General features: G+C 36.5%; 14 protein-coding genes. 7 read left to right on the top strand and 7 right to left on the bottom strand.

What is annotated here, in order from left to right; translation table 11 throughout:
• Positions 1-16: 16 nt before the first annotated feature.
• Entirely contained in the window at positions 17-208 is a 192-nt protein-coding gene (gene bcsR / locus AOR04_RS12300; protein ID WP_007376902.1) for a BcsR/BcsP family cellulose biosynthesis protein, read from the bottom strand.
• Positions 209-321: 113 nt separating this feature from the next.
• On the opposite strand from bcsR, the gene bcsE reads away from it, so the two are divergent.
• From bcsE to tyrR, 3 genes are all read left to right on the top strand, one after another.
• Complete coding sequence (gene bcsE, locus AOR04_RS12295; RefSeq protein WP_096793497.1) at positions 322-1,941, top strand: cellulose biosynthesis protein BcsE; 1,620 nt, start codon at positions 322-324, stop codon at positions 1,939-1,941.
• Positions 1,942-2,109: 168 nt separating this feature from the next.
• On the top strand, positions 2,110-3,690 hold the full coding sequence (gene bcsG, locus AOR04_RS12290) for a cellulose biosynthesis protein BcsG (RefSeq protein ID WP_007376905.1): 1,581 nt from the start codon (positions 2,110-2,112) through the stop codon (positions 3,688-3,690).
• A 201-nt stretch (positions 3,691-3,891) separates the two neighbouring features.
• Positions 3,892-5,448, top strand: coding sequence for a transcriptional regulator TyrR (gene tyrR / locus AOR04_RS12285; RefSeq protein ID WP_007376906.1), 1,557 nt, complete (start codon positions 3,892-3,894; stop codon positions 5,446-5,448).
• A gap of 30 nt (positions 5,449-5,478) precedes the next feature.
• Here the strand turns inward: tyrR and AOR04_RS12280 are convergent, their stop codons facing one another.
• Entirely contained in the window at positions 5,479-5,973 is a 495-nt protein-coding gene (locus AOR04_RS12280; protein ID WP_008134718.1) for a hypothetical protein, read from the bottom strand.
• Positions 5,974-6,078: 105 nt separating this feature from the next.
• On the opposite strand from AOR04_RS12280, the gene AOR04_RS12275 reads away from it, so the two are divergent.
• Positions 6,079-6,615 carry a thioesterase family protein gene (locus tag AOR04_RS12275; RefSeq protein WP_007376908.1) on the top strand — a complete coding sequence of 179 codons (537 nt, stop codon included), beginning with the start codon at positions 6,079-6,081 and terminating at the stop codon, positions 6,613-6,615.
• 61 nt (positions 6,616-6,676) lie between these two features.
• On the opposite strand, the gene AOR04_RS12270 is transcribed toward AOR04_RS12275, so the two are convergent.
• Positions 6,677-7,330 carry an OmpW/AlkL family protein gene (locus AOR04_RS12270; RefSeq protein WP_007376909.1) on the bottom strand — a complete coding sequence of 218 codons (654 nt, stop codon included), beginning with the start codon at positions 7,328-7,330 and terminating at the stop codon, positions 6,677-6,679.
• 500 nt (positions 7,331-7,830) lie between these two features.
• Between AOR04_RS12270 and dapE the strand changes: the two genes are divergently transcribed.
• The gene (dapE, locus tag AOR04_RS12265; protein WP_096793496.1) at positions 7,831-9,015 is read left to right on the top strand and encodes a succinyl-diaminopimelate desuccinylase; all 1,185 of its coding nucleotides are present in this window, start codon (positions 7,831-7,833) and stop codon (positions 9,013-9,015) included.
• Positions 9,016-9,348: 333 nt separating this feature from the next.
• Here the strand turns inward: dapE and AOR04_RS12260 are convergent, their stop codons facing one another.
• The gene (locus AOR04_RS12260; RefSeq protein ID WP_033041286.1) at positions 9,349-11,058 is read right to left on the bottom strand and encodes a GNAT family N-acyltransferase; all 1,710 of its coding nucleotides are present in this window, start codon (positions 11,056-11,058) and stop codon (positions 9,349-9,351) included.
• A 543-nt stretch (positions 11,059-11,601) separates the two neighbouring features.
• Between AOR04_RS12260 and AOR04_RS12255 the strand changes: the two genes are divergently transcribed.
• Positions 11,602-12,522: a 2-hydroxyacid dehydrogenase gene (locus AOR04_RS12255; protein ID WP_096793495.1), complete on the top strand. Its 921-nt coding sequence runs from the start codon at positions 11,602-11,604 to the stop codon at positions 12,520-12,522.
• 858 nt (positions 12,523-13,380) lie between these two features.
• Here AOR04_RS12255 and AOR04_RS12250 read toward each other — a convergent pair.
• Together AOR04_RS12250 and AOR04_RS12245 are read right to left on the bottom strand one after the other, a co-directional pair.
• A complete protein-coding gene (locus AOR04_RS12250) occupies positions 13,381-13,626 on the bottom strand; it encodes a hypothetical protein (protein ID WP_007376914.1) in 246 nt (81 codons plus the stop codon).
• 100 nt (positions 13,627-13,726) lie between these two features.
• Positions 13,727-14,176, bottom strand: coding sequence for a hypothetical protein (locus tag AOR04_RS12245; protein WP_096793494.1), 450 nt, complete (start codon positions 14,174-14,176; stop codon positions 13,727-13,729).
• 104 nt (positions 14,177-14,280) lie between these two features.
• On the opposite strand from AOR04_RS12245, the gene AOR04_RS12240 reads away from it, so the two are divergent.
• On the top strand, positions 14,281-14,664 hold the full coding sequence (locus AOR04_RS12240) for a response regulator (RefSeq protein WP_007376916.1): 384 nt from the start codon (positions 14,281-14,283) through the stop codon (positions 14,662-14,664).
• A gap of 69 nt (positions 14,665-14,733) precedes the next feature.
• On the opposite strand, the gene rpsT is transcribed toward AOR04_RS12240, so the two are convergent.
• Positions 14,734-14,994 carry a 30S ribosomal protein S20 gene (gene rpsT, locus AOR04_RS12235; RefSeq protein WP_002958225.1) on the bottom strand — a complete coding sequence of 87 codons (261 nt, stop codon included), beginning with the start codon at positions 14,992-14,994 and terminating at the stop codon, positions 14,734-14,736.
• Positions 14,995-14,998: the final 4 nt, after the last annotated feature.

Raw genomic sequence — 14,998 nt, 5'->3', positions numbered from 1 at the left:
GGGGTTACCTATAGTTTCAACGGCTAGTAATAGACGCAAGTTCGTTATCAATTTCTTTTAATAACGCATATTTGTTTATAGTTTGCATGTTTTTTTGCGTATTCACTATTTCAATGTAATCTTCACTTTTACCGCCAAAGCGATGAGCTAAGTTTGCTATATCGTTAGATGTGAGTGTTTGAGGATTTTTTGAAATTAAGTTTTGCATTACTACCTGTATCAGTATGTTTTATTTTATAATATATGGACATTATTTGACTATTATATATAGAATAGCGGCTAAAACTAGTAAAAAAGTATTTTTTTTGAAAGGTGTTTTGTGTGCATAAGTTTAACATTTTGGGATTAGACCCCGCAGCTGAAGAAATAAAACCTGCTGCAATTTATGCTGTTTTAGCGCCTTTAGACAATTTTTCTATTGAGTTTATATTGCATTCAATAAGCCCCAATGATGTGAAAGAAAATATTTTTATAGTCTCTTCTCAGATAGAGTCATTCTTTGAATCTTCTTGTTCGAATTTACTACTTGATGCTAGTGAGCAAGGCCGAGTGCATTCTTTTTCATTTACAAAAGAAATTAGTGAGTGGAATGCAAAACGCATAAATAAAGGGATTATTAAAGAGTTAAGTGCGTATGAAAATATAAAAAATGCTCTAATCGTTGTTCATTTTAGTACTCAGCAATTACGTGATACCACTGAACAGCAATTTGAAACGCTTATTGAGCAATATAAATCATTTTTAATTGATACAAATACTAGTCTTCTATTTTTAATCTCAGGTCCTGAAGTTGCTAATTATCGATTTTTAGTAAGGCGCTTAAATCAACTCTTTAGCGGCGTTGTGTTCGTCGATAATGATTCGGCTGCACGAGTACTTGAGTACGACTATTGGAGACACAGCACAGGGATATTATCAAATACTCACTATCAGTTAATTTTGCAAAATGATCGGTTAGTTGTAGAAGAAGGGAAAATAGAAACCCAAACACTTAGCAATAAACATTTTAATGATGAAGATGTTGTGTGGTTAGTACAAAACTCAGTACCAGAGGGAACAAAGCTGCCTGCAAATTATCATGTTGTAAAAAGTAACAGCGATTTATTTGAAAAAGGTCCTCAGCTAGAAGCCGCAACATTAGTATTTTCGGTTACACGCTATACCGACTTATCTGAGTTGGGTAAACAATGTTTTGAATTGAGAAAAAATTGTGGTCGTTGGTTAAAACTCGTGATTCAAAATGTAGATGGGATTATCAGGCACCAAGACGAGTGCTTATTTTTAACGCTGGGTGTTAATCTTATTTTGTATAGCTTTTCCGAACCTTCTCGGTTGTTATCGCAAATTCAGTCGATCCAAGGCTTTCAATTTTCTCGACCATTGCCACCATCTGTTGAGCATGTATTACGTTATACTGAAAACACGTTTTCAAAAGGTTACTTACCATTTATTGATTTTACTCGCCAAGTTGAAGTGCACAGTGACTCGGCGGTTAATTTAGGTGTCAGTGGGGTACTGGTTGTACTTGAGTTATTACCAAGAATAGATCCTATTCACCCACTTCATCTATTTCACATAAAACGTGAAGGTGATGTATTTAGTGTTGCTGAAAACAAAGTTTACTTGTATCTACATGCTTGTAGAGAAAATGATGTAATGAATGCGATTAAACATTTATTCAAATTAGAAACCAGTGATTTTTTTGCTCAACAGAGCATTATTTCGGACCACTTCTATATTCAGCAAGAATGTAAACAATTACGCCGATATTATAGAGATAAAGATGTGAGTGATTTTACAAATCAACTAAAAGAAAATGACAGTTACAAGTTCGATCCTGCTTTAGCAAAAAATCCCAGTATTGATATTGCTACGCCTGAATTTTTCACTCAGGAACGCCCTGATGCAAAAGCTTTTACAATGAAAGTTAAAGAGCTGTGATATGAGTATTAATCAACTTTTAATTACAGCATTAATCTCGGGGTTATTTGGTGTTTTATTGTGCCTAATTGGCTCTTACATAGTATCTAAATTAAAAAAGTATTATTACAAAATGACATTTAAGCACGAAGTGCTAGAACCCTATACACCTAAAAATAAGGAACGTAAGTGAAATTGTCTGGTCTAGGGGTTTGGAATCTCTATTTTTTAGTTAAATTTGCCCTGTATTATTACGGTGTAATCGATTTTAGTTTTTTGAGCAATGCTGCGTTGGCCGCTTTGTTAGTAATACAATTTAAAAATGCGCGAGTTGAGAAGGTTAAACACATTATCGCACTGATTATAGCTGTGATTTTACTGTATAAAGATTCCTGGTTACCTCCCATTAATCGTTTAATTAAACAGGCTGGTAACGTTCAAGATTTTAGCTTTGATTATTTTATCGAACTAGTTGGGCGGGTAGTTAATGTCGATATGCTACTTGGCTTATTCATTATTGTTGTTTTATTTTGGTACAGCTCTCAATGGATTCGGTTTACTACAGTGACTATTATTGGCTTGGCGTTTATTGGCTGGCAAGGTCAAAGTAACTCATTAGATATTAATGAAAGCCCTACAGTGGTTAATAACAGTAGTATTGCAACTCAAAGTAAGGCGCCTGTTGTAACAACCCAATACCAATCGCCCGACCAAAAGCTTAGTGATTTTTATCAACAACAAAGCTTATTAACAAGTCACTTTCCAAAGGAATACAATGGCGAGTTGTTTGACGTTATTATTTTAAATATTTGTTCTATGGCAGTTGCTGACTTAAATTTTTTAGGTATTAGCGTTACAGACATGTATAAAGATTTTGATGTGGTGTTTCCTGATTTCAACTCAGCCACATCATATAGTGGTCCAGCAGCCATTCGATTATTAAGAGCAAGCTGTGGACAAACAAACCAAGCGTCTTTGTTCAAGGATGCGCCAGAACAGTGTTATTTATTTAAGAACTTAGAAAAACTAGGCTATCAAAACAACGTAGTGATGAATCACGATGGGCATTTTGATGAATTTAAAGGCCTAATAAATAGATATGGTGGCTTAGACAGCAAGCCATTTAATATTGATTCTATGCCTATTGCTCAGTATGGGTTTGATAATAGCCCTATTTATTCAGATGGTGCGGTTCTAAACGGCTGGCTTGACCAACAAGCTAAAGACTGTAAGCCTTGTGCAATGTACTACAATACCACGAGTTTACACGATGGTAATCAACTTGCTAATAGAGCCCGCATGAATAGCCAGCAAAGTTATCCTCTTAGGCATGCAAACTTATTTTCTGATATTAATGGCTTTATTAAAAACCTAGAAAAACGTGGTAGAAATGTAATGCTGATGGTAGTACCTGAGCATGGTGCTGCACTAAAAGGAGACAAAGTACAATTTGCTGGTTTGCGAGAAATACCAAGCCCAGCTATTGTATCAGTTCCAGTTGCAATTAAATTTATTGGCCCTGATGTGCAAAACTATTCCCAAATTGTAATTGATGATTCAATCAGTTATTTTTCATTGTCAGAATTAGTGAGTAAAACATTGAAAACTAATGTTTTTGGTGGGAAAAATAGTATAGCAAATTTGTTAGATAATTTACCGAAAGCTCCAAAAGTTGCTGAAAATGCAGATACTATAATGATGTATGTTAATCAACGACCATACATACAATTAGATGGCGGTGATTGGTCTGAATACCCACAAGGTGATTAATTTTTATTAAGAACTGCAATAGCAGTAGTGGCATATTTCATGGAGTAAATATGTTATTGCTGTTATTGCGTGAATAAATCCATGTATCTACTCATTTATTATAAACACTAGTATTGTCCAAAAATGTTTACAATAAACTACCTTCTCATAGCCACTTAGCGTATTATTCAATTAATATAGTTTTCCTTCCTTAGAGGATGTATGCGTTTAGATATTCATTGTGCTGACAGAATCGGTATCGCCCAAGAAATTCTCAATATTTTAGTTAATTACAGTGTTGATCTAAAAGGAATAGAGGTTGATTCAGTTAATTGTCGTATGTATGTAAGTTTCCCTGAAATTGAGTTTGAACAGTTCCAGAAAATAATGCCATCAATTCGTTTAATTGATGGTGTTCATGATGTACGTACAACCGCTTTTTTACCCTCTGAGCGTGAGCATAATGAGCTAAACACATTGCTTCGAGCATTGCCCGATGGTGTTATTTCTATTGATGCCAAGGGTTGGGTACGCTTATGTAACGATGCGGCTTGTAAAGACTTACAATTGAGTGAAAAAGAGGTTATTGGTGCAAATATCAATAATTTGCTGAAAGGCTTTAATTTTACTCGCTGGTTAGAAAGTAAAGAAGTATTAGGGCAAACCACCAGAGTGGAAGTCGCTGGTGAAGACTTTATAGCCGATATTTTACCTATTGCTGTGCCGCAAGGTGGTGAAGGTGATGTACTTGCCGGTGCTGTTATTAATATAAAATCACAAAGCCGATTAGGTCAACAAGTTAGTGCATTTAGACGTTACGGACAAGAAAGCTTTGCAACTATTCATAACTTTAGTACTGCTATGCGTCGTGTTGTTCGCGAAGCGCGTAAAATGTCTCAGTTAGAAGCACCAATACTAATTACGGGTGAAACAGGAACCGGTAAAGAGCTATTAGCACGGGCGTGTCATTATGCATCTAATCGCTCAGTGAAGCCTTTTATTGCGCTGTCGTGTGCTTCACTTCCTGATGATGTTGCTGAATCTGAGTTATTTGGCTACGCAGGCTATGAAGAAAATGCAGCACCTAAACGCGGCGTACTTGAGCAAGCCGATGGTGGGACTGTGTTTTTAGATGAAGTGGGCGAAATGTCGACTCAACTGCAAACTAAGTTATTGCGCTTCTTACAAGATGGCACATTTAGGAAAGTGGGTGATGAGAACGAAGTTAAAGTTAATGTTCGTATAGTCGCAGCTACTCAAAAAGACTTACCTGCTATGGTGCAAGAGGGCGTGTTCAGAGAGGATTTATACTATCGAATCAACGTATTAACATTAGATATTGCACCACTTAGAGATCGCAAAGCCGATGTTGGGCCACTCGCAGAGCATTTTATTCAAAAATATGCACAGCAAAATGGTCACGCGGTGCCACTGTTATCTCAAGAGTGCTTAAGCTTTTTACAACAGTATCCTTGGCCTGGAAATGTACGCCAATTAGAAAATGCAATTTATCGTGCGGTATCTTTATTAGATGATAGTGAGTTACGAGTAGAGCATTTACAGTTACCTACGTTTACGCATGACTTAGGGTATTTAGAATCTGATTTTGAAGGTTCACTGGATCAAGCGGTAAAACGTTTTGAAGCAACATTATTACGCAAACTTTATCCAGCTTATCCAAGCTCACGACAGCTCGCTAAACGTTTAGGTCTTAGCCATACAGCAGTTGCAAATAAACTACGAGATTACGGTATTAACCGTAAAACAGTTAAAGTTTAAAATACGGCAATATTTAAAATAGGGCGCTAATTAATTTTTAGTGCCCATATTTTTTTTGACACCATCAATAGCAATCGTCTTTATACCATCTTCATCAAATTTCATAACAATACTGGCATTATTACGAGCAAAAAAGTAACTTCGGCCATCTAACTCAATAACATAATTCCCTTTCACTTGATCACTAAACTGTTGTTTTTTTAGAGTGATGGTGTGCTTGCCTATTGTCCAATCAAACGCTTCTATAAATCCATTATTAAATTCTTGAACCCATACTTGGCTGCCGTCTTTTGCAAGCGTGATGGCGACTGAGTAAGAACTAGGAATTTGATCCATTTCATAACTCTTTGAGCCAATAGTAAACTTCTTAAATTTTTGTTGCCAAGCAAAACCAAATTCAAACGATTTTTCTACCCCTGTAGAGTAAGTAATAGAGCCATTACCGGGGAAATTAAAATCGGCTAACGCGTGGTGGCTCACTGTTAAGAATATACTAGCAATAAGGATGTTTAATTTTGAATTCATAAGTAAATTTTTAGTTGTATTTATAACTTCAGATTAAAGCAGAATATTCGTCTTAGCAAGTGCCTGTGTTACACTCAGGTAAATTGAACTGGTAAGACCTTTGCTGTGAACTTATATATTCGACTTCTTTTATTATTTTTTAAAATTAAGCGTAATCATCAATATCAAGACTTACTTGATACAGTAGATATTGATTACAAAGCACTACCAACTGATTGCGATATAAATCTGCATTTAACAAACTCACGTTATTTAGCCATGATGGATTTGTCACGTACATGGATGACGGAACGAGTGGGTTTGCTTAAGCAAATTTTGAAACGCCGTTGGTTTCCTATTGTTAATGCTACCGCTATCACGTATATCCGTGATATTAAACCAATGCAACGCTACACTATTAGTACAAAACTAGTTGGTTGGGATCATAAGTATTTTTATATAGAACAAAAATTTCATTCAGCACGAGGCTTACATGCTATTGCTTATGTACGCGGTGTGTTTAAAAGTAAAAAAGGCATTGTAAGTATCGAAGAAATGCTTGAAGTCGCTAGTTTTAAAGGTAAAACACCGATACTACCGAGTGAAGTTATGCATTGGAAAGAAATGCTTGAACAGAAAAAAGCAAATAACTTACCCAAATGATTAGTTAATTAAAATAAAAAAGGCCTTTCGGCCTTTTGCACACACATGCATTAAAGCATTTTTAAAAATTATACCTAACCCCAAACATGGCGACTACTGGGTCCAGTTCAACGGTTGAAGTGAGAGCTTTTGCGCCATTAGCATATACTGTTGCATCAGTATCAATATCCATAATTGATACCATTGCATGTAAACCCCATTTTTCATCAATTTTATAATTAGCACCTACTTGTGCTACAAATCCAAATGAGTCGTCTAACTTTACTTCTACATCATTTGTACCAAGCGTTGTTTTAAGCGCTTGCGACGGTTGCTCATCAAAGAATGTTGTATAATTAACTCCAATACCCACAAATGGTCTTAATGCATAACTTGTATCTAAAAAGTGATACTGAGCAATAAGTGAAGGGGGGAGTTGTTTTATATTCGCGATTTTATTACCCGCTAGCCCACCAGTACCATTAACATCATGCGAAAATGGCGTTGCTGCAATAAGCTCTAGCACCCATTGGTCGTTAAATGCGTAGTCAAGCGTAATACCTAGTTGCGTATCAGAATCACCTTTTAGACCTAAAGTCGGTGCTTCGTTAATTTTTGAGCTGCTGTTATCAGGGTTAATGTTAATAGCACCCACATTTACGCTAAAATTGGCGTGTGCAGCAGGAGAAAGTGCTAATAAAGAAGTCAGTAATGCAATACTAATAGTGGTTTTCATGTTGTTCTCCAAGAACTACTTTTTGATTGACGCTATTATTGCAGTTTTAAAATGTTCAAAACCTGTCCTAGATCAAAGTTTCAAAAATGTTTGAACGTTGTGAAGTGTTTTATTGATTTAGATTAATTTTGATGTTGATTAGCGACAGAGATACTTGACTCTTGATTTCTTAAATAGCTAAAAGCGCTGTTCTGAATGTGTTTAGTGCGTGCAAGTTCAGGTTTTTAGGTAGCAAAAGTTATAAATCCCCCTTAACCAGAATCGAGAAAACGACGTCTCTTTTTTTCATGATTAGGCTCTGCCTTACCTGATTGCCACACAGTTTGCTGTAAATTTAACCTCAAAAGTTAAACCGCTCATAATAATAAAATATAAAAAATAGTCACAGCTGTGTATTAATACTGACATCGCTTAGTCATAAATTCAGGCTTTAATAATAACTCAATATTTTCGTGAGTCTCTTAACTAAAGTTAGGGCTAAGCAATAAAGGGCGTTTGATATGGCTATCGCTATTTTTGATAAAGCAATCAGTGAAAGAGAATTCCAACGCGACGTTGTTGCATATTTACAAACGCTTATTCGATTTGAATCTGTTACACCTAATCAGGCTGGAGCAATTGATTGGCTTACTAGAGAATTGAGTGACTTGGGATTACAGTGTGAGCATTTTAATGTAAACGGCGTGAGTAATTTAATCGCTTCAATTAGTTTTGGAACCGGACCATGCGTCGCCTTTTCAGGGCATATAGATGTAGTACCAGCAGCAACAGGGCAATGGTTAAGCCCACCTTTTGCAGGGAATATTGTATGTGATTCAGTGTATGGTCGAGGCGCTGCAGATATGAAAGGTGGTGTGGCTGCAATGCTTAGCGCAACAAATAATCTGATTAATAATAGCGAGAATAAGCAAGGAACATTGTATTGGCTTATTACATCTGATGAAGAAGGCGAGGCTGAATTTGGCTCTCAAGTAATCGTTAATAAACTGGCCGAGCAAGGTGTTGTACTTGATGGCTGTATTGTTGGAGAGCCAACCAGCCATATGTGCGTAGGTGACACTATCAAGAATGGGCGAAGAGGTGCACTCTCTGCACGTATTAAGGTAACAGGTAAGGCTGGGCACGTGGCTTATCCTGATAATACGATCAATGCAGCTTTTATAGCTGCTAAAATAGTTAATTACTTGAGTGAACAAACGTGGCAACTTGATGAACAAAGCTCAAAAACTACATTGCAAGTAACGGGTATTAATATTGATAACGTTATTGATAATCTTGTGCCAGCTTATTGTGAGGTTACTTTTAACGTGCGTTATAGTCATGCATATAGCAGCGAGGCGATTAAAGCGTTATTGACACAATCGCTTAGTGAGTTTGCCCATTACTTTACAATAGAGTGGGAGCGTCCGTGTGAGCCATATTATACAGCAGACACTCATGACTGGAGTTTACTTTCTCATGTTGAGCAGGCTATTTACAAGCAAACAGGCAGTTATCCACTGCTCAGTACCAGCGGTGGAACATCCGATGGGCGTTTTTTTGCAAATAACCACACTCAAGTTATAGAGTGCGGTGTGCGTAATAATACGATACATCAAGTAAACGAACATGTACCTATAAGTGATTTAGTAAAAATAGAAGAAATTTATAGCTCTTTGCTCGAGCAGGTTTTTTTAAATAGCTAGGGCGTGTTGATCTTTGTGGATTGAAATTTGTTCAATCTAGGGTCGATTAATCGCGGCGCGAGGTTTGTAACCTAGCGGGCTCGTTAACTGCTCCTGCGTTACCCTAGTGGCTTACATCCGTGTAAGAATAAGTAAAAACCGAGCAACAAAGAGTTAATTGTCCCTAGAAAGAACCCTTTAGCCTGAACTCTACTTGAGATAGATTTATCCAGAGTTCAGGTTATTTAATCGGCCACGTCTATGCAATGCCGTTACTGTGCATAAATAGGCAATGAGATAACATGAATGCCAAACACATGCTGTAATAAATTTTTCTAGTTTTTGCACTAGTTATTATTTTTTTAAGTAACGTTTTGCTTTGTTCTCTTTTACGCTTTCTAGGTCGACTAAAACCAAGCCGTCTATACAATTGTTAAAGTCGGGATCAATACTAAAACTTAAAAACTGTACGCCACCGGGCATACAGAGCTCAGTGTATTGCTTAAATAATGTGGGGACTTGCGCTCCCATATTGGCTAGTACGTGCTTAAGCTCTACAAAATCTTCTTTCACATTGTTGCCACTGAACACTGTTTGGCATTGTGTTAGTTGTTGATCGCTTAGTCTAAATTCATTGTTAGGCATTGCTAGTTGCACATTGTTTTTGTAGTAATGTTGATAATAATAAACAAGCATGGCTTTTGCCTGCTCTGGTAGGGTATTAGGTACGGTTACAGCGCCAAATAAGTAACGGTATTGTGGGTAGTTTTTAATAAAGGCGCCGATACCATACCAAAGATAGTCTAAGCTTTTACGTCCCCAATACTTTGGTTGTACAAAGCTGCGACCAAGCTCAATACCTTGGTGTAAGTAGGGGGTCATGGCCTCTGTATAGGAAAATAAGCTATCGGTGTAGAGCCCTTTTCGTCCGTGTTTTTTTATTATATCTTGCGCACAAGCTAATCGGTATGCACCAACGAGTTCTAATTGAGTAGGATCCCATAATACAAGATGTTGATAATCCATATCATATTTATCTATATCTCGACGCTTACCGCTGCCTTCTCCCACTGCTCTAAATGCAATTTCCCTTAATCGACCTAGCTCTCTAAACACCGCAGAGCTACCGGTATATTGATAAAGGTGAATATGCATATCGTCGATTGTTTTACCCAGCAACTGGCATTGATCAATCGCTTTTTTTAGCTCTTTTCTGCATTCAGGTATAGCAAGAGGCATTTGTGTTTTTAGTGGTAACGGCTTTTTAGACGTTAGCCTATAAAGCTGCTTACGAATAAGGTTTACAACTTCTTTATCTTTTAGATTTTCTATCAAATAAGACTCAGGCGGAATTGAAGCTCCAATTTCAAACTCCAATGACTTTTGACGTTGCTTAAACATTTCTTTGACCAGTAGCAAACTCGCTAGAGGCTTATAAATCATTGATGTGCCATAAAATAAAGGGCTGTTTTTAGCTTTTATAAAAACAGGTAAAATGGGGCAGTTGGCTTTTTTTGCCATACGTAAAAAACCGCTATTCCACTTGCAATCTTTTATGCCTGTGGGGCTCAAACGAGAGACTTCACCGGCAGGGAATATAAGCAGTGCACCTTCGTTTTTTAAGTGTTGGTGGATATTATTGAGTTCTTGTTTTTTACTTGTTCCAGATAAGTTATCAACGGGTAGTAACAGTTCATGCATGGGGGTAACCGACATCAGCATGCGGTTAGCTACGACCTTTAAATCTTGTCTAACAGTTGAGAGTACTTTAATAAGTGCAAGTGCATCCAAAGAGCCGATAGGGTGGTTTGCAACAATAACCAGCTTACCTTCATTGGGGATATGTTCAATTTGTTTAGGTTTGTAGCGTGTATCAAAATCAAGCTCATCTAATACCTGTTCAACAAACTCTAAACCTTGCAAGTGAGGGTAAGCATCACCAAAGGCAACAAACTCCTGTTCATGTAACAGATACCCTAGCCCTTTTTTTACAAGGCCTTTTACTTTTGGTGATTTTTCTAATTGTGGTAAATTTGCTGCAATCACTTTATCAATACTAATCATATAAACCTCTTTCACGCATTGGCATGTTTACCATTTACTTAGAATAAAAAAAGGGTGTGACAGTTACTTTGCAGTTGTGTGACTTTTTAAAGTGCGAATTGAGCCAAGGCATGTTTATCTTTTGAGGTTAAACATCCGCAGCCCGTAGGACTCTGCCTAGGGGCAATTTACTCTTTGTTGCTCGATTTTTATACCAATCAGCTTATATATGGGGTCTATTTAACGTTAAGAAAATTACGCTAGGACTAGGCAAAAATTTTTGTATCTAGTTGTTCTAAATAAAAAATTTTAACGACGTTATAGTGCAATTTAATTCGTTAAATTGATCAAAGATTTATGCAGGTTGGTATTACTTATTCTTACATGGATGTAAGCCACTAGGGTAACGCAGGAGCAGTTACCGAGCCCGCTAGGTTACAAACCTCGCGCCGCGATTAAATACCCTAGATTGAACGAATTTTAATCTAAAAGGTCAGTAGGCCCTAGGCAAAGATATCTCGATTAGTATAATTAGTTAAACTCGAAACTTATTTGGAAATAAAGATGTCTGTATTAGTTGCTATCACAGGGCGAGATAACAAAAAATTAATGGCGCAATTAAAAATACGGTTACCTAATGTATGCATTGAAGAGTGGCCAGATTGCCAGAGTTTGGATAAAGTCGACTTTGTACTTGCTTGGAAAGCCCCGCAAACAATGTGGTCACAACTTCCTAATTTAAAAGTTGTCTCGTCTTTTGGTGCTGGAGTTGACAGTATCGATTTAGCATTATTACCTAGTAATGTTGAGGTTGTGCGCATTGTTGATACTCAGTTGGCAGAGGATATGGCTGAATATGTACTTGCTCATGTATTAGCGCAAAAGTTACGTTTTAAAGAGTTTTTTATTAAACAAAACCAGCAAAGTTGGCAGCCAAAGCGTGCTTATAGCTATAAAAATGTTGGTATTTTAGGATTTGGTGAGTTGGGCAAGGCGTGTGCAAAAAAGCTTGTTAGTAATGGCTTTCTTGTAAGTGCATGGGCGCAAAGAGAGAAAAAGGCAGTTAATGTTGAAATGTTTTATGCTAAACAAGGCCTTAATAAAATGCTTCCTAATATAGATTATCTAATTTGTTTATTGCCACTTACACAAGAAACTACCGGTATAATTGATCGCACATTATTATCAAAGCTTCCAGTCCATGCAGGACTCATTAATGTTGCCCGTGGGGAGCATGTTATTGAGCAAGATTTATTAGATGCTTTAAATACAGATAGCTTACGAGTAGCTACTTTAGATGTTTTTGAGCAAGAGCCACTCGCAATCGACCACCCATATTGGCAGCACCCAAAAATAACACTGACGCCTCACTGTGCCGCATTATCTGATTTAAGAAGTGTTATTGAGCAAATAGCAGAAAATATTGAATGTTTAAAGCAAGGTAGTAAACTTAATAATCTAATAGATAGAACGAAAGGTTATTAATGGATAGTTAAATAATTTAACAAACTACTTGTTAACACTTGTAATTTTTATTATTGTTGTTAGGTATTCTCATTAATAAAAACAATAAAGAGGGTGTTATGAAGACGAATCAAGGTGGTGTGAAGTTAAGTTTAATTGTTATTTCGATTATTGTATTGGGTGTATCTGCTTGGTTTAATCAACCGACTGTTCTGTAATTACACAATGCCACAGTCAATTATTTAATTTTGCTGTGGTTATTTCTAAATTTTTGCTTTTTTATCGTTTCCATAAATACTATTTAACCTAAACTTTGGTTAAGAGATTACTTAATCGACTGAAACCTTCGGGCTTATTGCAAGTAAATCCAACGCAGTTAGCGCTGAAAATAGCTGCCTGAGATCGATTTATTATCCAGAGCCAAGTTATTTCCTTAGAATTACCCACTCACATCTAGGTAGTACCAATCCGCAATAATACTTAATCAATTTGAGGGATTAAATCTGACGCTAACTGCGTTAAATATTTCTGATATACGGCTGCACGGATGCAGGAGCAATTAGTGATAACAACTAAGTAACGAAATTATTGCCTTGTTATTGGCACGGTTTTCTTACCTCAAAATAGATCACTTAATTAAGCTAATAGGTATAAGAATAAAAAATTCATCGTCTAATTTTTGAATCGAGCGTTGGATGTGGGCGAGCAAGCAATCCATTATACAAATTCAGCCTTAAAAGAGTAAACACGGCCTTACTCACCCAAAATTTCGCTAATGACAATAATTTTTCTAAATTTAGGATGTTTCCGAGAACCTTTCTATTTTTGCAATAAAAAGCCCAGCAATGCTGGGCTATAAAATAATCTAAGGGAAAGTTGTTAACTTTGAGTTACATTGAACTGTCCAAATGTATAAACTTTGAACAAGTAAAAAGTATTTATCAGCACCAAACTCATATTTGAAATAACACTCGACGACATAAGATCTAAGCTAAAAGATAAAAATAACAAACCACATGCACTAATCGCGGCAACGCGTAGCAGTGTTATCTGGTTAATAAAGAATGCACCTAAACCTAGTGCAAGTAGTATCGTGTTTAAAAGCCAATCTAGCTCGTTTAGCATGGTCGTTTCAATAGTTCAGTTGTAGAAAAAAGGAGCGCCATTATGTTGATATTTTGCGCACCTTTCAACCAAGTAATTTTAAATTTTCAGATTAGTTTTTTTAATGCTTAAAATAACTTCCAATCGCTGCAAATAAACCATGATCTGCTATGACTTGATACTTTTGACAGTTATTTAAACTTTCTGGATTAGTACATAAATAAAGGGATTTTCGTCTAGAATCTAATTGTGGGTGCAAGTTTGAATCTATAATGGTAGCTCCGTAGCCAAATACACCAGGCCAATAAATGCTTTCGCTTACCATCCCTAATTTTTTATAGGTGAGTAATGTCGGCTTTGGAAACGTTATTATTATTAATAGAGCAATGCTTAAAGTTATTATTAAACCTTTTTTTGACTTAGTTTCTTTGCCACCTTGGCTAGAAATAGTCGTACTTTGAGTTTCACTTATTGCGCCTTGCGATGCTGTACGAGGCCTACGTTGTTGTACTTGCTTTTTTTTGGCAGGCGTTTTTCCAAGTAGTGTTTGTTTTTTTTGTGTTTTTGACATAAAGCAGATCTGGCCTTTTTGGTGTAGGTCTCTATAATTAAATGAATAAATTTATATACCAATATAATAACGTAAATTTGGCTTGTAGCCTATGAGGAATGAAGATGAATACGCAGCTATCAATTTTAATTGTAGATGACGTTAGCACTGTACGCAGCTTTTTAAGTCAAACGCTGATGCATTTAGGGATAGATAACGTAAAGGAAGCATCTACCGCCTCACAGTGTATTAGCGAGTGCCGCGCTGCAAAATATAATATCATCTTTTTAGATATTGAATTACCTGATGGTGATGGTAAAGAATTAATTGCACAAATAAATGAATTAAGCCCTGAGACTAATGTTGTTATGGTATCGGCTCATTCGGGTATAGAGAATGTAAAAGATGCGATAGATAAAGGCGCTAAAGGTTTTGTGGTTAAGCCATTCACTCCTAAAAAAATAGCGGCAATGCTTAAGAAGTTCTATCCAGATTTAGAAAACGTGTAATTATATAATTAAATTTTAAATAAAAAAAAACCGGCAAAAGCCGGTTTTTTATATTTTATCAAAAACAAATTATAGAGCTTTAATCTTAGCTGCTATACGGCTCTTATGACGAGCTGCTTTGTTTTTGTGAATTAGACCCTTAGTTGCGTAACGGTCTAGGATAGGTGTAGCAACAGAAAAAGCTTGCTGTGCAGCTTCTTTATCGCCCGCTTCAATAGCAACAATTACTTTTTTGAAGTAAGTGCGCATCATTGAACGACGGCTTGCGTTGTGCTGACGGTTTTTTTCGCTTGTGATAGCGCGTTTTTTTGCAGACTTGATGTTAGCCAAGGTT

This window comes from Pseudoalteromonas sp. 1_2015MBL_MicDiv, from assembly GCF_002407505.1.
In the GTDB taxonomy this organism is placed as follows: domain Bacteria; phylum Pseudomonadota; class Gammaproteobacteria; order Enterobacterales; family Alteromonadaceae; genus Pseudoalteromonas; species Pseudoalteromonas fuliginea.
This window is presented reverse-complemented; position numbering and strand designations above follow the sequence as displayed.

Excerpts from the sequence above, each read along its gene's own strand:
- bcsR (WP_007376902.1), bottom strand. The coding sequence starts at position 208 with ATGCAAAACTTAATTTCAAAAAATCCTCAAACACTCACATCTAACGAT.
- tyrR (WP_007376906.1), top strand. The coding sequence starts at position 3,892 with ATGCGTTTAGATATTCATTGTGCTGACAGAATCGGTATCGCCCAAGAA.
- AOR04_RS12280 (WP_008134718.1), bottom strand. The coding sequence starts at position 5,973 with ATGAATTCAAAATTAAACATCCTTATTGCTAGTATATTCTTAACAGTG.
- AOR04_RS12270 (WP_007376909.1), bottom strand. The coding sequence starts at position 7,330 with ATGAAAACCACTATTAGTATTGCATTACTGACTTCTTTATTAGCACTT.
- dapE (WP_096793496.1), top strand. The coding sequence starts at position 7,831 with ATGGCTATCGCTATTTTTGATAAAGCAATCAGTGAAAGAGAATTCCAA.
- AOR04_RS12260 (WP_033041286.1), bottom strand. The coding sequence starts at position 11,058 with ATGATTAGTATTGATAAAGTGATTGCAGCAAATTTACCACAATTAGAA.
- AOR04_RS12255 (WP_096793495.1), top strand. The coding sequence starts at position 11,602 with ATGTCTGTATTAGTTGCTATCACAGGGCGAGATAACAAAAAATTAATG.
- AOR04_RS12250 (WP_007376914.1), bottom strand. The coding sequence starts at position 13,626 with ATGCTAAACGAGCTAGATTGGCTTTTAAACACGATACTACTTGCACTA.
- AOR04_RS12245 (WP_096793494.1), bottom strand. The coding sequence starts at position 14,176 with ATGTCAAAAACACAAAAAAAACAAACACTACTTGGAAAAACGCCTGCC.
- AOR04_RS12240 (WP_007376916.1), top strand. The coding sequence starts at position 14,281 with ATGAATACGCAGCTATCAATTTTAATTGTAGATGACGTTAGCACTGTA.